A 20,643-nucleotide genomic window follows, 5' to 3' on the forward strand; every position below is an offset into this window, starting at 1 on the left:
CGTCTGAGGATGCGCATCCCGGCGCATCGCCTGTGCTACAATTCGCAATAATCTGCAAATCATCAAGGTCCTTTAGCGTTTATGGCACAGCTTGTGCGCTGCTGCCGAAACGATAATGTCTTTTCGGAGTGAACTATGGCCAAACTCGAAATTCTGGAGTTTCCCGATCCGCGGCTGCGTACCGTGGCGGAGCCAATTGATACATTTGACGAAGCACTCAGCCAGCTGATTGATGACATGTTCGAGACCATGTATGAGGCGCCCGGCATTGGCCTCGCCGCAACTCAGGTCAATGTGCACAAACAGCTGATTGTGATTGATATTTCCGAGGACAAAAGCGAGCCGCTGGTTTTCATCAACCCGGCCATCAAGGTGCTGGACGATGAGCTTGCCGAATACGATGAGGGCTGCCTCTCGGTGCCTGGTTTTTACGAAACTGTCAGCCGGCCACGACAGGTCAAGATCAATGCTCTGGATCGGCACGGCGAGGCTTTTGAAATGGTGTCTGACGGCCTTCTGGCCACTTGTATCCAGCACGAGATGGACCATCTCAATGGCAAACTGTTTGTTGATTACCTGAGTAATCTGAAACGGCAACGCATTCGCAGCAAACTCGAAAAAGCCCACAAACTGGCGGCGAACGGCTGATCCCATCTCATGTCAAAACTCAAACTGGTGTTCGCCGGCACACCGGCGTTCGCCGCCGGTCACCTGCAGGCATTGATTGATGCTGGCCACAACATTGTGGCCGTATATACTCAACCCGATCGTGCCGCAGGACGGGGCAAGAAACTGCAGCCCAGCCCGGTCAAACAGGTTGCCCAACAGCACCAGCTGCCTGTGTTTCAGCCGGCCTCACTTAAAGATACTGATGCGCAACGGGAGCTGTCAGCTCTGAATGCTGATCTTATGGTTGTTGTGGCCTATGGCCTGCTGTTGCCCCAGGCAGTTCTCGACCTCCCGCGGCTCGGCTGCATCAATGTGCATGCTTCACTTTTGCCGCGCTGGCGCGGTGCGGCGCCAATAGAGCGTGCCATTCTCGCTGGCGACAAACAGTCTGGCGTCACCATCATGCAAATGGACGCTGGTCTCGATACCGGAGCCATGATCCACAAAATTGAGACGCCCATTTCTGACGCAGACGATCGTCAGACCCTTGAAAACCGCCTTGCCGTGCTGGGTTGCCAGGCTCTGATACATACGCTGGCAAATTTCGATTCATTGGCGTCCAGCGCTGAGCCTCAAACCGATGATGGCACGACGTATGCGCGCAAGCTGGACAAGTCAGAGGCCCTGATAGACTGGAACCAGACCGCGGAAGAAATTAACCGCTGCATCCGTGCCGGTATTGGCAGAAATCCAGCCTACACTTTCATAAATGGCGAGCGTATAAGGTTCATCCGTGCACAGGTGCTAAGTGGCAAACAGAATCAGTCGCCTGGCACGATCCTCGGCACGGTCGATCTGACTTGCGAGGATTCACCGACCGGCACCACTCAGGGCCAGAGCCTCAAATCGCTGCGTATCGCCTGTCGTGATGGCGAGCTGGCGCTTCAGCAGGTTCAGCTACCCGGCAAGAACGTCATGTCTGTAACCGATCTTTTGAATGCTCGACGCGCCATGTTTGAACCCGGCAAGCAGTTCTCCAGCATCGAGACTCCCTCGTGACGCCCGCCCAGATTCGGGCTCAGGCCGCCACAATTCTGGCGAGCCTGGTAAAACAGCAGGGCTCTCTGGCCAGCCTGCTGCCTAAACCGGGTGAGGGGACAGAATCAGCAGATGGTCAGGCACTGCTCAGGGAGTTGTGTTTCGGTACCTGTCGCTGGTTTTTCCAGTTGGAGAGCCAATTGGCTGGCCTGCTCGACAAACCTATACGACGCAAAGACGCAGACATTCACTGCCTGTTGCTGATCGGCCTGTATCAACTGCAGCACCTCCGGTTGCCGGATTATGCTGCCATCAATGAGACCGTCAATGCCGCTGTCACCCTGAAAAAAGTCTGGGCCAAACGCTTGATCAACGGGGTATTGAGACAATGGCAGCGCCAGCAGCATAAGACTGACGATACCGGCTCGCTACTTGATGATGCGGCAGCACTCGCTGACTCCTATCCAGTCTGGCTCCGCTCGGCCATCACGCAGGCCTGGCCTGACAGATTTAGCGAGGTGCTGAAGCAGGGAAATGTGCATCCGCCAATGACCCTCCGGGTCAATCTCTCAAAAATTTCCCGTGACGCGTATCTTGAGCAGTTGGCAGGGCAGGGCATAAGTGCTTCAGCGGGCAAACTTTCCGACAGCGCCATCTATCTTGAAAAAGCGCTGTCTGTCCATGCGCTCCCTGGTTTCGCAGAAGGATGGGTAAGCATTCAGGATGAGGCATCTCAATTGATCCCAGCATTACTGGCACCACAACCGGGCGATCATCTGCTTGATGCCTGCGCGGCACCCGGTGGCAAGACAGCGCACCTGCTGGAATCACAGCCGGAGTTGGCATCATTGCTGGCACTGGACAGTGACAGTCGCCGGCTGCAGCGTGTCCACCAGAATCTGCAGCGCCTTCAGCTGCACGAGGCACCGGTCACAGTTGTTTGCGCAGATGCAGGCCAACCCGACTCATGGTGGAGTGGTGATCAATTTGACCGGATTCTGCTCGATGCTCCCTGTTCAGCAACAGGAGTCATCCGCCGCCAACCCGACATTAAGGTTTTGCGTAAATCAGAGCATATAGATCAGTTGCTGAATCTTCAGGCCCGGCTTCTTGACGCCATGTGGCTATGTCTTGCGCCGGGTGGCGTGATGCTTTACACAACCTGCTCAATTCTTCCGGCAGAAAACGCTCAACAGGTTGAGTCCTTTTTGGAGCGCACCCCAGACGCCGAATGTCTGCCCCTGTTGACAGAACATCACGGGGAGCCTTGGGCAGCTGATTGTGAAACCCCGGGACGCCGGTTTGGTCGACAGCTGTTGCCAAGCGATGGTGGGCCCGACGGTTTTTATTATGCATTGCTGAAAAAACAACAATAGTGCACTGAAAATATGCCTAATGGCTTGTATCTGGTTGGTACCCGCCGGATAATTTGACGGCAGCGGCACCATCCGGACGCAGACGAAGGATCAAGGCGCAGGAGCCTGCTTTTACATGAAAATAATTATTCTGGGCTGCAATGCGGTCAGTGCCTCACTGGCTGAAAACCTGGCAAGCGAAAATACCGATATCACCCTGGTTGACCCGGATGCAGAAGCCCTGCGGGAACTCAAGGACAGACTGGACATCGGTATCGCACAGGGCTGGCCTTCGCACCCCGATGTGTTGCGGGCCGCCGGCGCCGACGACGCCGACATGATCATCGCCGTGACAGAAAACGATGAGATCAATATGGTCGCCTGCCAGATTGCGTTTTCTGTTTTTAAAACCCCCAAAAAGATCTGTCGCCTGCGCTCGGCGTCATATATTGCCCAGGATGACCTGTTCCGTCCTGACGCCATACCGCTCGATGTTGTCATCAGCCCGGAATTGCTGGTTTCGAACTATATCCGCCGCCTGATTGAGCTGCCCGGCTCGCTGCAGGTTCTCGATTTTGCTGATGGCAATGCCCAGCTGGTCGCGGTTCGTGCCTACTACGGTGGGCCGCTGGTCGGTCAGGAGATCCGCTTTCTGCGAGAGCACATGCCCAATGTGGATGCTCGTGTGGCGGCTATTTTCCGCCGCAACCGCGCCATTACCCCTGAAGGTTCTACCGTCATCGAAGCCGACGACGAAGTCTTTTTTATCGCAGCTCCCAAAAACATTAAAGCAGTCATCAGCGAACTGCGCCGTATGGACCGACCTTACAAACGCCTGATCATCGCTGGTGGCGGCAATATCGGCGCGCGCCTGGCCTCAGCGCTGGAAGAGCGTTACCAGGTTAAAGTGATTGAGCACAATCCGGATCGCTGCGCCTATCTGTCCGAGTTTCTTAATAGGGCTGTCGTCCTGAATGGTATTTCCTCTGACAAAAAGCTGTTACAGGAAGAGGGTATCGCAGATACCGATGTTTTCCTGGCCCTGACCAATGACGATGAGGCAAATATCATGTCGTCATTGCTGGCGAAACGCCTCGGGGCGCGCAAGGTCATGTGTCTTATCAGCAACCCGGCTTATGTGGACCTGGTGCAGGGCGGTGAAATCGATATCGCAATCTCACCTCAGCAGGCATCGATTGGCAGTCTGCTGACTCACATTCGTAAAGGTGACATTGTTAATGTGCATTCACTACGCCGGGGTGCCGCAGAAGCGCTGGAGGCAATCGCGCACGGTGACAGCCAGTCGTCTAAAGTAGTGGGTCGTGCTATTGAAGATATCGATCTGCCTCAGGGTACGACCATAGGTGCTATCGTTCGGGACGAAGAGGTGCTGATTGCCCATGACGATATTGTGATTGAACCCGAAGACCACGTCATTTTGTTCCTCACCGACAAGAAACGCATTCCTGAAGTAGAGCGTCTTTTTGCTGTTGGATTTGCCTTTTTCTGATCTGGAGTTAAGCACTTACTATGCATTTTGCCGTTGTTGCCCGCATACTTGGTGTTTTGCTGATGCTTTTCAGCATGCTGGCCAATCTGCCCTCCATACTGGTCTCTTTTCTGTATGGGGACGGCGAAGTGAGCTCGTTCTGGACCTCCGCCATGATCACCTTTGCGACCGGGTTTACCCTCTGGCTGGTGACGCTTCGCTCCAAGAAAGAGCTACGCACCCGTGATGGCTTCCTGGTAGTGACGTTGTTCTGGACAGTATTGAGCACTTTCGGCGCATTACCCTTCCTTTTCTCGCTGGATGTCCGGCTTTCTGTGACAGACGCGATTTTCGAATCTTTTTCAGGGCTCACGACCACAGGTGCAACCGTCATTACCGGGCTTGATGTGCTTCCCAAGTCCATACTGTTTTACCGGGCACAGCTACAGTGGTTGGGCGGTATGGGTATCGTTGCCCTTGCGGTGGCCGTACTGCCAATGCTGGGTATCGGTGGTATGCAGCTTTATCGGGCAGAAAGCCCGGGGCCCGTGAAAAACGACAACCTGGTTCCCCGCCTGGCAGAAACTGCCAAGGCACTGTGGTACATCTATCTTGGATTGACCGTGACTTGCGCGCTTGCTTACTGGGCGGCAGGCATGAATCTTTTCGACGCTATCTGTCACAGCTTCACAACTGTTGCAATTGGTGGCTTCTCCAACTATGACGCCAGTATCGGGTATTTTGACAGCAATATCGTGAATCTTATTGCCGTCGCATTCATGTTCCTGGCGGGTATAAACTTCGCATTGCACTTCACCGCCTGGCAGCGGCGCAGCCTGATTCAATACGTTCGCGACCCGGAGACGAAGTTCTACACGGTAGTCCTGGTCGGGATTGCCTTGTTCACGATTATCGTTTTGTATGCCACAGAAACATACGACATGCAGAACTCGTTTATCCACGGGCTGTTTCAGACTGTTTCTATAGCGACCACAACCGGTTATACAACAGCTGACTTCAACGCCTGGCCATATGCATTGCCGTATTTGTTGATCTACGCCTCCATTATCGGCGCCTGCGCAGGCTCTACCGGTGGCGGTATGAAGGTAATCCGGATACTGCTGATCTTCAAGCAGGGTATTCGTGAGGTTAAACGGCTGATTCACCCTAACGCCATTATTTCAGTCAAGCTGGGCCGGAGAATGGTGCCTGATCGTGTAATCGAATCAGTCTGGGGTTTCTTCGCTGTCTACGTGATGGTGTACATGGCACTGCTCATCATGCTGCTTGCCATGGGTATGGAGGTGTTGACCGCATTCAGTGCCGTAGGCGCCAGCCTCAATAATCTTGGGCCAGGTCTCGAGGGCGTTGCGGCCAACTATGCCAATATTTCCGACCCGGCCAAGTGGGTACTTTGCCTGGCCATGTTGCTGGGGCGTCTTGAGATCTTCACACTGCTGGTGCTGTTCCTGCCGATGTTCTGGCGGCGCTGAGGCACGGGATAACCAACTGCGGGTCTTCTTCGGGCCTAATAGAATCGCTCGCTGTCGTCGTCCGGTCGCTTGCGATAACGTTTGTAGCTCCACTGGTATTGGCTGGGCAAAGCACGAATACAACGCTCTACCGAGCGATTCATGGCTGCCGCCGCAGAAGCCGAATCTGCCTCATAAATCCCATTATCGGCCGGTTCAAATACCACGTGATATCCACGACCGCCGGACAGCCTCTCCGCGTAAGCAAAAATTACCTGTGAGCCAGTTCGGCTGGCAAGTTTAGGCACCAGCGTCATGGTGTAGGCCTGAATGCCGAACAACGGGGCAAAAACACCTCCCTCGTTCCTGGGCTGCTGATCGGGCAGGATGCCCGTGGCACCGCCCTGCAACAAAGCTTTATTGAGACGCACGACACCCTGACGGTCGGTGGCGACCAACTCGGCGCCGGCTTTGGCTCTTGAACCAGCGACAAGCGCGTTAAGCCCCTTTATTTTTGGTGGTTTGTACAGTGTCGTAAGAGGACCTAGTGTGGAAACGTAAAGTCCCAGCGCCTCCCAGCTGCCCAGATGTGGTGACGCGTAGATGATGCCCTTACCGCTGGCCTGAGCTTTTTCGACATGCTCCATTCCGTCAACGCTGACAATCAAGCGCAGAACGTGATCAATGGACCGGCACCACATATGGCCGAGCTCAAGGCCTGTCTTTATCGTTTCCTTGATGCTCTCTCTGGCAAGTTTTTGCGTTTGTTCAGCGCTCAGCTCGGGGAATACCCGCTGCAGATTGATCAACGTGACTCGCCTGGTTTCTGTCGGCAGCATATACACGACTGTGCCAATGGCATTACCAATCATATGCAAGGCCGGCAGTGGGAGCCACGCCAGTATGTTCAAGGCGAATTTGATAATCGCAGTCTTCAGGGTGTCGATAGGAGTGCTCTCCAGAGCTTGTTCAGAGTTAAAACCATCATTTTAGCGCAGTGGATATTAACTGCCTAATCCCGCATAATTGCGCCTTTTCAACCGTTTTACATTGGGGTGAGACTTGTCTGACGTTACAACCTTCCAGGGCCTGATTCTGGCGCTTCAGGACTTCTGGGCGAAGCAGGGCTGTGTGGTGTTACAGCCGCTGGACCTCGAAGTGGGTGCGGGCACCTTCCATCCGGCTACGTTTTTGCGAGCGATCGGCCCGGAAAGCTGGCGCACGGCTTACGTTCAGCCCAGCCGCCGCCCGACTGATGGTCGTTATGGCGAGAACCCGAACCGATTGCAGCACTACTACCAGTTTCAGGTGATTCTGAAGCCTTCGCCGCCAGATATCCAGGATCTGTACGTTGCCTCTCTGAAACATCTCGGCATTGACCCACAGGTTCACGATATTCGCTTTGTTGAAGACAATTGGGAGTCGCCAACGCTGGGTGCCTGGGGTCTGGGCTGGGAAGTCTGGCTGAACGGCATGGAAGTTACACAGTTTACCTATTTCCAGCAGGTAGGTGGTCTGGAGTGTTTCCCGGTCAGTGGCGAGATTACCTATGGGCTTGAGCGAATCGCCATGTATCTTCAGGGTGTGGACAGCCTCTATGACCTGGTCTGGACGCGTGGGCCGGAAGGAGATGTGACTTACGGCGACGTATTCCATCAAAATGAAGTTGAAATGTCCGCTTATAACTTCGAACACGCCAATGTTGATGCATTGTTCCGCAACTTTGATGAGTGCGAAGCTGCGTGTAGCTCACTGATTGAAAAAGGCCTGGCTCTGCCTGCTTATGAGCAGGTGCTGAAAGCCTCGCATTATTTCAACCTGCTTGATGCCAGACAGGCAATTTCGGTAACCGAGCGTCAGCGTTTTATTCTGCGTGTCCGTACCCTGTCTCGTCAGGTTGCAGAGGCGTACTACGAAAGCCGTCGCAAACTTGGGTTCCCGCTGGCGCCAGAAGCGCTGCGGCAGGCCGCGTTAAATACCCAGTAATTTACCCAACCGATTGCAGCTATCATGACCGAAAAACATTTTTTAGTAGAAGTAGGGTGTGCCGAGCTTCCGCCGAAGGCGCTCAAAGGACTTTCCGATGCTTTCACAAGCGGCGTTGAAGCGGGCCTCTCCGCAGCCGGCTTGAGCTTCGCAAAAGTAGTGCCGTTTGTCAGTCCGCGTCGACTTGCTATTCGCGTCGAAGATCTTGCCACCCGACAGAACGACGTGGCGCTGGAAAAGTTCGGACCAGCGGTCAAGGCAGCTTTTGACAAGGATGGGAACCCCACGCCAGCAGCGCAGGGTTTTGCCAGAGGCTGTGGTGTCAGCGTAGCAGATCTGGAGCGGGACACCCGCGATGGTGTTGAAAAGCTTGTGTATCGCGCCACCCAGAAAGGTGCCGACACTGCAACACTGTTACCGGGCATCGTCCAGCAGTCCCTGGGAAAGCTGCCGATTCCAAGGAAAATGCGCTGGGGCAGTACACGCGACGAATTCGTCCGGCCGGTATACTGGCTGGTTATGCTGTTTGGTGATGATGTGGTTGAGACCGAGTTGTTCGGCATCAGCAGTGATCGTGTCACCTATGGTCATCGCTTCCATTGCCCACAGCCAATCACGCTGACTTCTGCCGAGAGCTATGAACAGCAATTGCTGAAACCCGGCCATGTCATCGCTGACTACGCGCAACGACGTCAGACTGTGGAGTCGTTGATTTCTGAACAGGGTAAAGCGCTTGATGCGGAGGTCATTATCGACTCAGATCTGCTGGATGAAGTAACCAGCATGGTGGAGTGGCCTGTTGCGCTGACCGGCAAGTTTGACGAGCACTTTCTGTCAGTTCCGCCTGAAGCATTGATCTCGTCGATGAAGAATCACCAGAAGACGTTCTATGTGCTGGATAAGCAGGGTAAGATGCTGCCTTATTTTGTTGCGGTAGCGAACCTGCACAGCAAAGATCCGGCGCAGGTTATCGCTGGCAATGAGCGTGTCATCCGACCCCGCCTGGCAGACGCAGCTTTTTTCTACGAAACCGATCGCAAGCAGCCGCTGGCGTCACGCCTGCCACAGCTCGGCAATATCGTGTTTCAGCAACAGCTTGGCACGGTTGAACAGAAGTCTCGTCGTGTTGCCGAACTGGCGGTGTCCATAGCGCGTGAACTCGGGTTTGAGCCAGAGTCATCAGAACGCGCGGCACTACTGGCCAAGTGCGATCTATTGACGAACATGGTCGGTGAGTTTCCCGAGTTACAGGGAACCATGGGTTACTACTATGCTCTGCATGATGGGGAACCAGAGTCTGTCGCCCTGGCGATCACCGAACAGTATCAACCCAGATTCTCGGGCGACGCTGTGCCTTCAAGCGATACCGGTGCTGTACTGGCTGTAGCAGAAAAACTCGACACTATCTGTGGTCTGTTTGTTATCGGACAGCCCCCGACTGGTTCCAAAGATCCTTTTGCGCTTCGGCGAGCGGCATTAGGTGCTCTGCGCATACTGGTGGAAAAGTCCCTGGATCTGAACCTTGCGCAAGCGATCAAGCAATCACTCGCCAGTTATGAGGCGCAGGGTGTAAGCGTTGCCGGTGAAACCGGCAGCCAGGTATTTGAGTTTATGCTGGAGCGGTTCCGGGCCTGGTATCTCGGCGAAGGCGTATCGACAGAAGTCTTCCAGGCCGTGATGGAATTGAAGCCCGAAAGACCGCTGGACTTTGCGATGCGAGTTAACGCGGTTCAAAGGTTTTCGCAACTGCCTGAAAGCGCTGCACTGGCAGCGGCCAACAAGCGTGTCTCCAATATTCTGCAGAAAGAAAAGCAGCAGCAAACCGAAGTTGACCAGGCTCTCCTGTCAGAAACCGCTGAAAAGGATCTGGCACAAGCAGTTGCTGAAATGCGTGGTGTTGTCGAGCCACTCTTCGAGAAGCGTGAATATACGCAGGGTCTTGAAAAGCTGGCCGCGATGCGACCTGTAGTTGATGCATTCTTTGATCAGGTACTGGTGATGGCAGACGATGACGCAGTTCGCCAGAACCGGCTGGCTTTGCTGTCTGAACTCCGTGCCCTGTTTTTGAAGGTTGCGGATATCTCCAGCCTGCACCGAAGCTGACAGACCATGACTCCCGGGGGAGCCAGACTGATAATCCTCGACCGAGATGGTGTCATCAACGAGGACTCAGATGCTTTTATCAAGTCGGTCGCTGAATGTGTGCCTGTTGCTGGCAGCATTAACGCTATTGCCAGACTGAGCCAGGCTGGATACACAGTTGCAGTTGCCACTAATCAGTCTGGCGTTGCGCGGGGACTGCTGTCAGAAACAACACTGTCACAAATTCATGATTATTTATCAGGGTTGGTAGAAAGAGCAGGCGGACGTATCGCGGGTTTTTTTTATTGTCCCCATGGACCTGATTCGAACTGTAGTTGCCGAAAACCTAAGCCTGGTCTTTTGTATCAGATTCGAGACAAATACGGCATTGAGATCTCTGGCGTTCCGGTCGTTGGCGACAGCCTGAGAGATCTTCAGGCAGCACTGACGGCTGGCTGCACCCCTGTTCTGGTTCGTAGCGGAAAAGGTGAACGCACTTTAGCATCGGGCTTCCCTTCCGAACTTGCAGATTGTGCCCGGTTTACCGACCTGGCCGCCTTTGTTGACAATCTATTAAATTAACTGCCACAGGAAGTTGGCCTGCCGATATGTTCATGAAGTTCAGATCCTCACTGTTTTTCCTCGGCTATGCGACACTGACTTTTATAATCTCGTCTCTGGTCATTTTGCTGTTCTGGATTCTACCGCCAAAGCGTCGCTTCTATCTGTACGCCCTCTGGTGTCGCCTGGTGCTGGCCTGGCTGAGACTCAGCTGTGGTATCAGCTACAACATCCGGGGCCTGGAACACATACCCGACCACCCGGTCGTAGTACAAAGTAATCACCAGAGTACCTGGGAGACGATCTTCCTGTATCAGTTGTTCACACCCGTTTGTCCCATCCTGAAGAAGGAGCTATTGGACATTCCATTCTGGGGATGGGCACTACGGCTGCAGCAACCGATTGCTATTGACCGCAGCAAACCACGAGAGGCTGGCAAGTCCTTACTATTGCAGGGAGCGGCACGGATAAAGGATGGTTTGTCGATTTTGGTGTTTCCTGAGGGGACCCGAGCACGCACTGGCGCACTGGGAAAATTCTCCAGAGGCGGGGCGCAGTTGGCGGTTGCGACCGGCACGCCCATCATTCCCGTACTGCACAACGCGGGTTACTGCTGGCCAGCTGGCACGACACTCAAGAAGCCTGGCTGTATTGAGGTGCTGATAGGACCGCCTATTGCAGTCGATGGTAAAACGGCAAAAGAAGTAGCGGCCGAGTTTGATTTGTGGATGAACACAAACAAATCGGCCGTTGGTCTGCAGTAAGACCAACGGCCGACGTTTGTCAGGCGACTTCTTACTTAGATATCCAGGTTCTGGACAGCCAGCGCGTTGGTTTCGATGAAGTCTCTTCGCGGATCCACCTGGTCACCCATCAAGGTTGTGAATAGCTGGTCGGCACCAATCGCATCTTCGATTGTAACTTGCAGCATACGACGGCTCTCAGGATCCATCGTGGTTTCCCAAAGCTGATCTGGATTCATCTCACCCAGCCCCTTGTAGCGCTGTAGATAATGTCCCTTCATCGCATCATCGGTCAGCCACTTCAATGCTTCGCTAAATGATTGAATTTCCTGTGTTTTTTCGCCTCGCTTAACGTAGGCACCCGTTTCTATCAAGCCATTGAGCATTTCACCCAGGCGATTCAGAGCCCGGTATTCACCTGATCCGAAAAAGTCTTTGCTGAAGCGATAGTCACGAATAAGACCGTGCAAGCTGTGGCGAACCTGTGGCAGGAAGACATGCCGCTCTGGGTCTTCATAGGCCTGAACATAGTAGTTCTGGGCCGTTTTGGGGTGGAGTGATTCCATCGATTGCCACAACTGTTTAAGCCAATTGGTCACGCCTTCTTCTGTATAATCGTCGCTGGTCAACACTGGCGTAAAGACCATCGCTTCAAGTATTTCAGAAGGGTAGAGACGTTCCAGGCGTTTGATCATCGCGTAGGTGGAATTGTACTGCTTAACCATCGCTTCCAGGGCATCCCCGGAGATAGCGGGTGCGTCTTTATTTACATGGAGAGCCGCACCATCCAAGGCTATTTGCGTCTGATAGCGCGCCAGTTCGTCGTCATCCTTCAAGTACTGTTCCTGTTTACCCTTACGAACTTTATACAAGGGCGGCTGTGCAATATAGACATAGCCACGCTCCACCAGCTCTCGCATTTGACGGAAGAAGAAGGTCAGTAGCAGTGTTCTGATGTGGGAGCCGTCGACGTCGGCGTCCGTCATGATGATGATGCGGTGGTAGCGCAAACTGTCGGGAGAAAACTCATCCTTACCAATTCCGCAACCCAGCGCCTTGATCAAAGTGCCAATCTCAGCAGAGCTCAACATTTTGTCAAAACGTGCTTTTTCGACGTTCAGAATCTTGCCCTTAAGCGGAAGGATGGCCTGGTTTTTACGGTTTCGTCCCTGTTTCGCTGATCCACCCGCTGAGTCACCCTCCACGATGTATATTTCTGAAAGAGCTGGGTCTTTTTCCTGACAGTCAGCCAATTTGCCTGGCAATCCGGCCATGTCCAGAGCGCCCTTACGGCGTGTCATTTCTCGTGCCTTTCGTGCTGCCTCACGGGCCCTGGCAGCATCGATCATTTTCCCAACAATTTGTTTGGCTTCATTGGGGTTTTCGAGCAGAAAGTCAGTGAAATGGGAGACCATCTCCTGCTCTACTGCGGTTTTAACTTCAGATGATACGAGTTTGTCTTTAGTTTGGGATGAAAACTTCGGGTCTGGTACTTTGACAGAGATAACAGCCGTAAGGCCTTCACGTGCGTCATCGCCCGTGGTCGTAACCTCTTTCCCTTTTTTGGCTGCGACTTCTTTGTCGATATAGGTTTTTAGTACGCGTGTCAGTGCACCGCGGAAGCCGGCCATGTGCGTACCGCCATCACGCTGAGGGATATTATTGGTGTAGGGAAAAATATTTTCCTGGTATGTGTCATTCCACTGTAGCGCTATCTCTACACTTATACCGTCTTCCGGCCGTTCTTTCTGGAAGTGAAATATCTTGTTGATGGGAGTCTTGTTGGTGTTCAGGTATTCAACAAATGCTCTCAGGCCACCATCGTACTTGTAGGTATCTTTTTTGCCACTACGCTCGTCAAAAAGGTTGATGGTTACGCCGGCATTCAAAAAAGCCAGCTCACGAAGTTTTTTGGCGAGAATATCGTAGTGGAATTCGATGTTCTTGAAGGTCGCAGCAGAAGGCTTAAAGAAAGTCTCAGTGCCAGTGATATTGGTGTCGCCTACAACCTTAAGCGGGGCCTGGGGTACACCGTGCACGTAGTACTGCTCATGAACTTTGCCGCCACGGCGGATTGTCAGCTTCAATTCTTCAGAGAGTGCATTAACAACAGAAACACCGACGCCATGGAGTCCACCCGACACTTTGTAGCTATTGTCGTCAAACTTTCCGCCGGCATGCAGGACGGTCATGATCACCTCTGCTGCAGAAACCCCTTCAGAATGCATTTCAGTAGGAATACCACGCCCGTTGTCCGAGACACTAATTGCCTCACCGACATGTACTGTGACATTGATTGCATCACAGTGTCCTGCCAGTGCCTCATCGATGGAGTTGTCGACTAGCTCGAATACCATGTGGTGCAGGCCTGTACCATCCTCTGTATCACCGATATACATCCCTGGTCTTTTTCTTACGGCGTCCAGTCCCTTCAGGACTTTGATGCTGGACGAATCGTAGGTTGATTCCTTAGTCATTCTGTTCTCCGCGTTGGGGTTCAAGCCGGGTGTATTTTACCATGTTCCACGTGGAACTTCCCCGGCTCACTTGAGCATATTTGTCTAAAGTCCGGCAGATCAGCAGGATCAATAGCTGTAAGAAAGCACTGCGCGCCAGTAGCAGCAAGTAGACTTAAAACTTTTCTCTGATTTTCGCGGTCAAGTTCCGCAGCAAGGTCGTCAATGAGGTATATGCAATTTTCGCTCTGACGCAACTCATCGGTCGAGTGAGTTCGATAAAGCAGTCTACCAACCGCCAGCTTCAGACTGCAAACCATTAACTTTAACTGGCCCCGGCTAAAGATCTCCGAAACTTTACCTCGACCGGGCATAGTCAAAGTAAAGTCTCCCCTATGCGGGCCAGACATCGTCATACCGTAGCGTATATCTCTGGCACGTGATACCGACATAGCCTCTAACAGCCCTATCTCGTCATCCCAGCCTCGTTTGTAGTCGAAGTCTAGCTGGAACCCGGGCATCAGATTTTCGAGCGTTTCAATCAACACTGGTCTCAAGGTTTCGAGGAACTCGTTTCGGCCAAAATGGATTGCTTCACCATGGCTGGCAGCTTCTTTCTCCCAGATTTCAATCTGCGATAAAAATTCCCGACCGTAGGGTCTGTCACCCGCTTCCTTGATTTGGCGAAGTAGGGCGTTCCGTTGCGTGACTGCCCGCCTATATGCCCGCCAGGAACTCAGAAAGGAATGTTCCACGTGGAACATAGCCCAATCAAGAAAACGCCTTCGCCCTTTGGCAGGGCCTTCTAACAGAGCCAGACTATCCGTATTTATTACTTGCAAAGGCAAGAGCTCTGCTACGTGTTGCCAGTTTTTCTGGTTTTCACCAAAGGCACGCAACTCAGTCCTACCTTGACGAGACTTTGTCAAACCAATCCCACCATGCTCAAAACCCGCAATATTGGAAAACACCAACAGCTCAGATTCTTCCGTATTTACCAGTGGTGCGATCTTATGAGTACGAAAAGATCGGCCTACGCTAAGCACATGGATGCTCTCGAGAAGACTCGTTTTACCACTGCCGTTTTTACCGAAAATGAGATTAAAACCAGGGGAGGGGGACAGATCGACCGACACCAAATTCCTGAATCGGTCGACCTTATGGCGAACAATAATGGTCATGTCAGACCGGGGAAGGCGGATTAAAGACGCATTGGCATAACAACATACAGGGCATCAGACGCCGAAACAGCTTCAACCAGGGCACTGCTGTTTGAATCCGCCAAGGTAAACTTGACCTTGTCGCTATCAAGAACATTAAGGACGTCCAGGAGGTAACTCACGTTGAAACCTATCTCAAGCGTTTCACCCTGATACTCGATACCAACCGTATCCTCAGCTTCCTCCTGCTCTGGATTATTTGCCACCACCTTCAGCTCATCATTATTGAACTGAAGATGCACGCCACGATACTTCTCGTTAGACAGAATGGACGCGCGATTAAAAGCCTGCCTTAACTCTGAGCGATCCCCAAGAACAACTTTGTCGCCACCCTTGGGTAGGACACGCTGATAATCAGGGAACTTGCCGTCGACAAGCTTGGAGGTAAAGGTGAAGTCAGTAAGCTTTACTCTTACGTGACTGAGACCAAACATCAGAACCAATTGATCCTCTTCTGGCTCTGACAGCAATCGGGATAGTTCGAGCACACCTTTACGGGGCACAATAATCTGCTGTAGTTCTTCAACACCCGTCTCCACACCACTGGTGTGCATTGCGAGCCTGTGTCCATCGGTCGCAACCACTCTGAACCAGGATGGACCAACCTCAAACAGCATCCCGTTGAGATAGTACCGAACATCCTGTTGAGCCATTGCAAATGCACAGGAATCGATCAATGACTTTAACTCACTTCCCTGAAGGCGCACCTCAAAGGTACCGGGCTCATCACTGGTGACAGGAAAATCTGTAGCTGGCAGGGTGGCGAGCGTAAAGCGACTACGTCCGGCTTTAACAACAAATTTGTTGTCGTCCACAGAGAAACCTAACTCGGAATTATCCGGAAGCGACTTGCAGATATCGAGCAGCTTGCGACCCGGAACGGTAACTTCCCCGTCACTAGAACCGTCGTTAACACGAACCCTGCCGATCAACTCGACCTCAAGATCAGTACCGGTAATTTCAAGGACGCCGCTCTTCAAAGTAAGAAGTACATTCGCTAACACCGGAAGAGTATGGCGACGTTCGACCACGCCAGCTGCGAGCTGCAGTGGCTTCAGAATTGCTTCCCTGGTAATCGTAAATTGCATAGTCCTATCTCTGCTTCTACTGTGGGGGTTTCGACCAACAGACCACAATTATGTGGTCAGTGCTCTCAACAGGTTATTATAATCTTCTGCCAGATCCTGCGAACTACCACGCAAATTCTTCACTTGTTTGCACGCATGCAAAACAGTGGTGTGGTCTCGACCACCAAAGGCCTCACCAATCTCAGGCAAACTATGATTAGTCAGCTCTTTCGCCAGACTCATGGCAATCTGCCTGGGTCTGGCAACTGAACGGCTGCGTCGCTTGGAAAGCATGTCCGACATCTTGATCTTATAGTATTCCGCAACCGAACGCTGAATGTTATCAATAGAGACCAATTTATCATGCAGTGCAAACAGATCCCTTAGTGCCTCTCGGACCAGATCAAGATCAATCCTGCGATTCACAAAATTTGCGTGAATGATCACTTTCTTAAGAGCGCCTTCCAGCTCGCGTACATGAGAGCGCAGTCTCTGAGCGATAAACATGGCAGCATCTCCAGGAAGCTCAACCTTACTCTGGGCTGCTTTATTTATCAGAATGGCGGCTCGGGTCTCAAGCTCGGGTGGCTCGACCGCCACACTCAAACCCCAGCCAAAACGAGACTTCAACCTTTCCTCTAAGCCATTGATTTCTTTATGATATCTATCGCTAGTCAGAATAATCTGCTGTCCACCCTCCAATAGTGCATTGAAAGTGTGGAAAAACTCCTCCTGGGAACGCTCTTTGCCCGCAAAAAACTGAATGTCATCAATCAGCAATGCATCAACTGTTCGATAGTAGCGCTTGAACTCATTGATCGCATTCAACTGCAGTGCTGTAACCATCGTCGCAACAAAAGTCTCTGAATGCAGATACACCACTTTGGCATCTGGTTTGCGCGCTAAAAGATAATTTCCGATCGCGTGCATAAGGTGGGTTTTACCCAAACCTACACCACCGTATATAAAGAGGGGGTTGTAAGCGCCACCGGGATTCTCTGCTACCTGCAAGGCAGCCGCACGCGCGAGCTGGTTCGACTTACCCTCAATAAAATTCTCGAACGTGTTATCACGATTCAGGGAGCCCTTGTGACGAAGCTTACCCTCAATGATCTGCTCCATCCTGTGTGAGCCGCCAGCGCTTTTCCCGGGCCTGCGGTCACGTGGCGGAACCTGAATCCGACCATTACCAGTATTCTGGTTACCAAAGCCTGTAGGACTGCCCTTCAGGGCATCTCCGTCCAACAGCGCTTTTGGAGACTCTACCTCAGGAAGTACCAGCTTTCTGGCTGTAGGGGACGAACGTGACAATGCTGTACTTGTCACCACGCCACCTGAACCACCTACTGTAGATGATGCAGAATGTGAATGAGAAGAATGAGACTGAACTTGCTGTCTGCCGGCTCCCACTTCGACGCTCACGTCCAACGCTTCATTTCCGCCATGGCGTCTTACCAACTCACAAATGCGGGAATAGAACTTGTCTTTAACCCAATCCTGCACAAATCGATTAGGAGCAAAAAGCGTTAAGCCGTTAGGAGAACTTTCTGCTTGTAGAGGTCGGATCCAGGTGTTGAACTGCTGCGACGGTAACTCATCCCGGAGATTGTCAACGCATTGTTGCCAGGTTGCTTGTTGCACGACTTTCACTGCCCTGTAGTCTGTTATTGTAGAACTGCTGTCTGAATAGGATAGGAATTCTACCCTGCCAATACACAGTTATCCACACCTGAACACTTTAAATCACTATATTTCCATAAAGCTTTTATACTATATTTTTCAAACACTTAACATTACATAATGTAAAATAAAGGCCACAACACAGAGAATAAAAAATAATGCTGGTGTACAGTTATGCACAGGATAAGCTGTGGATAAGTTGTGACTAAACAGGGTATAACAAACCTGAACTATAGTCGGGCAAAAAAGCACTGTTTTTGCAACAAGTTACTTGCAACGCCACATCAATCCCTATAAAATTCGCGCTCTTCGATTTACCGAACCAATTTACAGAATTACCTGGAAGACCATTATGAAAAGAACTTTTCAACCCAGCGTTTTGAAGCGTGCTCGCAGTCACGGTTTTCGTGCTCGCATGGCCACCCGCGGTGGTCGTCTGGTTATCAAGCGTCGTCGTGCACGAGGCCGCGCTAAACTGTCTGCCTGATGGTTCTGACCCGGGCCGCATGTGACCAGCAAAGGTTTTGGCAAACAACTGCGGCTTCTGACTGCGTCTGACTTCAAACAGGTATTTGATCAGGCGCAGTACAAAATCTCCTGCTCTCAATTTCTGATTCTGGCCATAGATAATGGGCTTTCAGAACCCCGACTGGGCCAGGTGATTGCCAGAAAGAACATTCGACTGGCTGTTCAACGTAATCGAATCAAACGGTTGGTGCGCGAATCCTTTCGCCACCGTCAGCAATTGCTCAGCGGTCTGGATATCGTTATTCTGGCCAGACGCGGTCTGGATTCAACAGAGAATCCAGAGCTTTCAGAGCTGCTGGAGAAACTGTGGCAAGATCTTATCCGACGACGCAACCGCAAGGCCGCACGCTAACGGGTAATTCTTAATGCTGGCAAAGATCGCTATCAAATTGATCTCTGTTTATCAGTGCACTCTGAGTCTGCTGATAGGCAACCAATGCCGATTCTACCCCTCCTGCTCACACTACACCCAAGATGCCATTGTCACTCATGGTCTGGCTAAAGGGTGTATGATGGGCGCCAAACGAATTCTGCGTTGCCATCCCTGGCATCCGGGGGGCTATGACCCAGTCCCTGGCTGTCATCATCCAGCAGATAATTCCAACACCTCAACCAAATAAGTAGCTTTCGCACATGGATTACATTAAATACGCATTACTTGCCGGTCTGGCCGCTGTTTCCTACTTGTTGTTGCTGGAATGGCAACGTGATTACCCACCGATTGATTCGCGCCTCGAAACTACTGCAGTTGAATCAACACCAGCAAATTCGGAAGCAGGTAATGCTGTAGCACTGGAAGATGTACCGGATGTGCCTAGTAACAACAGTGATGATATCCCGGAAGTCAGTTCAGCCGTTGCCACTACAGACACTGTAAGCAGTCAAAGCAACGATCAGGACAGTCTTGTCACCGTGACAACCGATGTGTTGAACGTCACTATCAATCGTCGCGGCGGAGATATTGTTTTTGTTTCCCTGCCGGAACACGCGACTGAAATCGACCGTCCCGAAGACCCCTTTGTGCTACTGGAATCAAGCGGCAATCGCAATTACGTCGCTCAAAGTGGCCTGATTGGTACCAACGGTATCGATGGTGGAACCCAGCGTCCCCTCTATTCTGTTTCCAGCTCTGACTTTTCTCTCAGCCCGAACCAGGAAACTTTGCAGGTGGATTTGACGCTGACTGATGAGAACGGTGTCGAAGTAACAAAGCGCTTTACTTTTCGACGTGGCGACTACCTGATTGATATCGCCTACCTGATAGACAACCCAACGCAGGCTCCCTGGCGTGCGAACATGTTTGGTCAGATCAAGCGCGGCAATTATGAAGATCCAACTCAGGGCAGCGGCTTTGGTATGGCAAGCTATCTCGGTTTTGCCACCACAACCAGCGAAGATAACTACCTGAAGATTCCATTCGACGAGATCACAGGCAACCGCCCTGCATACGACATACAGGGCGGCTGGGTCGCCCTGAGTCAGCATTACTTTATCTCAGTGTTCGTCCCGCCACAGGACATGAGCAATACCTACTCGTTCCGACGCAATGCGCAGGGCGAGTTTATCGGCGGCTTCACCAGCCCGCAGTTTGAAGTGCCCGCCAATAGCAGTGGTACTCAACAGGTCCAATTCTACGCCGGCCCCAAAGATCAGTACCGACTTGGTGAAATCGCACCGTGGCTGGATCGCACCATCGACTACGGCTGGTTATGGTTTGTAGCGTCACCCATCTATTGGCTGCTGACACAGATCAATGACGTGATCGGCAACTATGGCTGGTCAATCCTTATCCTTACCCTGATCGTTAAAGCCGTGTTCTTCAAACTGTCGGCGACCAGTTATCGCTCCATGGCGAACATGCGTCGTGTCATGCCGAAAATGAACCAGTTAAAAGAGCGTTACGGTGATGACAAGATGAAGCTCCAGAAAGCTACCATGGAGCTCTACAAAAAAGAGAAGATCAACCCGTTCGGCGGCTGCCTACCGATGCTCGTCCAGATGCCGGTGTTTATCGCTCTGTACTGGGTATTGCTGGAAGGTGTAGAGCTGCGTCATGCACCCTGGATCCTGTGGATTAATGACCTGTCCGTGATGGACCCTTATTTTGTGCTGCCACTGCTGATGGGTGCGTCGATGTATGTTCAATTTATGTTGAACCCGACACCTCAGGATCCTACCCAGGCCAAAATCATGAAGTTCATGCCAGTTGTCATGACTGTGTTCTTCCTTTGGTTCCCGGCAGGACTGGTACTGTACTGGCTTGCCAACAGCGTGCTCGGTATCGCCCAGCAGTGGTATATCACACGCAAGATTGATGCTGAGTACGCCGCCAAGGAAGCTGCGCGCAGCTGATCAAT

At 52.1% G+C, this 20,643-nt stretch carries 18 protein-coding genes; 13 read left to right on the plus strand and 5 right to left on the minus strand.

The window, feature by feature from the left end:
* Positions 1 to 135 precede the first annotated feature (135 nt).
* The 5 genes from def to QGM61_RS10540 all read left to right on the plus strand — a co-directional run bounded on the left by def (position 136) and on the right by QGM61_RS10540 (position 5,984).
* Positions 136 to 648 carry a peptide deformylase gene (gene def / locus QGM61_RS10520; protein WP_237132546.1) on the plus strand — a complete coding sequence of 171 codons (513 nt, stop codon included), beginning with the start codon at positions 136 to 138 and terminating at the stop codon, positions 646 to 648.
* Between the two features lie 9 nt (positions 649 to 657).
* Positions 658 to 1,668 (plus strand): methionyl-tRNA formyltransferase, encoded by a 1,011-nt coding sequence (fmt, locus tag QGM61_RS10525; RefSeq protein WP_281132911.1) that lies wholly within the window; start codon positions 658 to 660, stop codon positions 1,666 to 1,668.
* On the plus strand, positions 1,665 to 3,023 hold the full coding sequence (rsmB, locus tag QGM61_RS10530) for a 16S rRNA (cytosine(967)-C(5))-methyltransferase RsmB (protein WP_237132548.1): 1,359 nt from the start codon (positions 1,665 to 1,667) through the stop codon (positions 3,021 to 3,023). Before fmt ends, rsmB begins: the two co-directional genes overlap by 4 nt.
* 115 nt (positions 3,024 to 3,138) lie before the next feature.
* Positions 3,139 to 4,512, plus strand: a complete 1,374-nt coding sequence (gene trkA / locus QGM61_RS10535) for a Trk system potassium transporter TrkA (protein WP_237132549.1) — start codon at positions 3,139 to 3,141, stop codon at positions 4,510 to 4,512.
* Positions 4,513 to 4,532: 20 nt separating this feature from the next.
* Positions 4,533 to 5,984, plus strand: a complete 1,452-nt coding sequence (locus QGM61_RS10540; RefSeq protein ID WP_237132550.1) for a TrkH family potassium uptake protein — start codon at positions 4,533 to 4,535, stop codon at positions 5,982 to 5,984.
* Positions 5,985 to 6,019: 35 nt separating this feature from the next.
* Here QGM61_RS10540 and QGM61_RS10545 read toward each other — a convergent pair whose 3' ends face one another.
* Entirely contained in the window at positions 6,020 to 6,925 is a 906-nt protein-coding gene (locus QGM61_RS10545) for a lysophospholipid acyltransferase family protein (protein WP_317622183.1), read from the minus strand.
* Positions 6,926 to 7,025: 100 nt separating this feature from the next.
* Here QGM61_RS10545 and glyQ point away from each other — a divergent pair, with 100 nt between their 5' ends.
* Genes glyQ through QGM61_RS10565 form a run of 4 tightly spaced genes read left to right on the plus strand, consistent with a single transcriptional unit; the run spans position 7,026 to position 11,356 of the window.
* Entirely contained in the window at positions 7,026 to 7,949 is a 924-nt protein-coding gene (glyQ, locus tag QGM61_RS10550; protein ID WP_237132552.1) for a glycine--tRNA ligase subunit alpha, read from the plus strand.
* 24 nt (positions 7,950 to 7,973) lie between these two features.
* A complete protein-coding gene (glyS, locus tag QGM61_RS10555) occupies positions 7,974 to 10,052 on the plus strand; it encodes a glycine--tRNA ligase subunit beta (RefSeq protein WP_237132553.1) in 2,079 nt (692 codons plus the stop codon).
* 6 nt (positions 10,053 to 10,058) lie between these two features.
* Positions 10,059 to 10,613, plus strand: coding sequence for a D-glycero-beta-D-manno-heptose 1,7-bisphosphate 7-phosphatase (gmhB, locus tag QGM61_RS10560; protein WP_281132912.1), 555 nt, complete (start codon positions 10,059 to 10,061; stop codon positions 10,611 to 10,613).
* 32 nt (positions 10,614 to 10,645) lie between these two features.
* Entirely contained in the window at positions 10,646 to 11,356 is a 711-nt protein-coding gene (locus tag QGM61_RS10565; RefSeq protein ID WP_281132913.1) for a lysophospholipid acyltransferase family protein, read from the plus strand.
* Between the two features lie 35 nt (positions 11,357 to 11,391).
* On the opposite strand, the gene gyrB is transcribed toward QGM61_RS10565, so the two are convergent.
* Genes gyrB through dnaA form a run of 4 tightly spaced genes read right to left on the minus strand, consistent with a single transcriptional unit; the run spans position 11,392 to position 17,728 of the window.
* Positions 11,392 to 13,812: a DNA topoisomerase (ATP-hydrolyzing) subunit B gene (gene gyrB, locus QGM61_RS10570; protein ID WP_281132914.1), complete on the minus strand. Its 2,421-nt coding sequence runs from the start codon at positions 13,810 to 13,812 to the stop codon at positions 11,392 to 11,394.
* A gap of 20 nt (positions 13,813 to 13,832) precedes the next feature.
* Complete coding sequence (gene recF / locus QGM61_RS10575; RefSeq protein WP_281132915.1) at positions 13,833 to 14,972, minus strand: DNA replication/repair protein RecF; 1,140 nt, start codon at positions 14,970 to 14,972, stop codon at positions 13,833 to 13,835.
* Positions 14,973 to 14,992: 20 nt separating this feature from the next.
* On the minus strand, positions 14,993 to 16,099 hold the full coding sequence (dnaN, locus tag QGM61_RS10580; protein WP_281132916.1) for a DNA polymerase III subunit beta: 1,107 nt from the start codon (positions 16,097 to 16,099) through the stop codon (positions 14,993 to 14,995).
* Between the two features lie 48 nt (positions 16,100 to 16,147).
* Positions 16,148 to 17,728: a chromosomal replication initiator protein DnaA gene (gene dnaA / locus QGM61_RS10585; protein WP_411268763.1), complete on the minus strand. Its 1,581-nt coding sequence runs from the start codon at positions 17,726 to 17,728 to the stop codon at positions 16,148 to 16,150.
* A gap of 382 nt (positions 17,729 to 18,110) precedes the next feature.
* Between dnaA and rpmH the strand changes: the two genes are divergently transcribed.
* Genes rpmH through yidC form a run of 4 tightly spaced genes read left to right on the plus strand, consistent with a single transcriptional unit; the run spans position 18,111 to position 20,638 of the window.
* Positions 18,111 to 18,245: a 50S ribosomal protein L34 gene (gene rpmH, locus QGM61_RS10590; RefSeq protein ID WP_237132560.1), complete on the plus strand. Its 135-nt coding sequence runs from the start codon at positions 18,111 to 18,113 to the stop codon at positions 18,243 to 18,245.
* A gap of 21 nt (positions 18,246 to 18,266) precedes the next feature.
* Positions 18,267 to 18,638 carry a ribonuclease P protein component gene (gene rnpA, locus QGM61_RS10595; protein ID WP_237132561.1) on the plus strand — a complete coding sequence of 124 codons (372 nt, stop codon included), beginning with the start codon at positions 18,267 to 18,269 and terminating at the stop codon, positions 18,636 to 18,638.
* A gap of 13 nt (positions 18,639 to 18,651) precedes the next feature.
* Positions 18,652 to 18,906 (plus strand): membrane protein insertion efficiency factor YidD, encoded by a 255-nt coding sequence (gene yidD / locus QGM61_RS10600; RefSeq protein ID WP_411268246.1) that lies wholly within the window; start codon positions 18,652 to 18,654, stop codon positions 18,904 to 18,906.
* A gap of 13 nt (positions 18,907 to 18,919) precedes the next feature.
* Positions 18,920 to 20,638, plus strand: a complete 1,719-nt coding sequence (gene yidC, locus QGM61_RS10605) for a membrane protein insertase YidC (protein WP_281132919.1) — start codon at positions 18,920 to 18,922, stop codon at positions 20,636 to 20,638.
* Positions 20,639 to 20,643: the final 5 nt, after the last annotated feature.

The organism is Pseudohongiella sp. SYSU M77423 (genome assembly GCF_029911965.1).
Classification (GTDB): Bacteria; Pseudomonadota; Gammaproteobacteria; order Pseudomonadales; family Pseudohongiellaceae; genus Pseudohongiella.

Coding starts and splice junctions, on each gene's coding strand:
- QGM61_RS10540 (WP_237132550.1), top strand. CDS start 4,533: ATGCATTTTGCCGTTGTTGCCCGCATACTTGGTGTTTTGCTGATGCTT.
- yidD (WP_411268246.1), top strand. CDS start 18,652: ATGCTGGCAAAGATCGCTATCAAATTGATCTCTGTTTATCAGTGCACT.
- dnaN (WP_281132916.1), bottom strand. CDS start 16,099: ATGCAATTTACGATTACCAGGGAAGCAATTCTGAAGCCACTGCAGCTC.
- rpmH (WP_237132560.1), top strand. CDS start 18,111: ATGAAAAGAACTTTTCAACCCAGCGTTTTGAAGCGTGCTCGCAGTCAC.
- glyS (WP_237132553.1), top strand. CDS start 7,974: ATGACCGAAAAACATTTTTTAGTAGAAGTAGGGTGTGCCGAGCTTCCG.
- fmt (WP_281132911.1), top strand. CDS start 658: ATGTCAAAACTCAAACTGGTGTTCGCCGGCACACCGGCGTTCGCCGCC.
- gmhB (WP_281132912.1), top strand. CDS start 10,059: ATGACTCCCGGGGGAGCCAGACTGATAATCCTCGACCGAGATGGTGTC.
- yidC (WP_281132919.1), top strand. CDS start 18,920: ATGGATTACATTAAATACGCATTACTTGCCGGTCTGGCCGCTGTTTCC.
- def (WP_237132546.1), top strand. CDS start 136: ATGGCCAAACTCGAAATTCTGGAGTTTCCCGATCCGCGGCTGCGTACC.
- gyrB (WP_281132914.1), bottom strand. CDS start 13,812: ATGACTAAGGAATCAACCTACGATTCGTCCAGCATCAAAGTCCTGAAG.
- trkA (WP_237132549.1), top strand. CDS start 3,139: ATGAAAATAATTATTCTGGGCTGCAATGCGGTCAGTGCCTCACTGGCT.
- recF (WP_281132915.1), bottom strand. CDS start 14,972: ATGACCATTATTGTTCGCCATAAGGTCGACCGATTCAGGAATTTGGTG.
- QGM61_RS10565 (WP_281132913.1), top strand. CDS start 10,646: ATGAAGTTCAGATCCTCACTGTTTTTCCTCGGCTATGCGACACTGACT.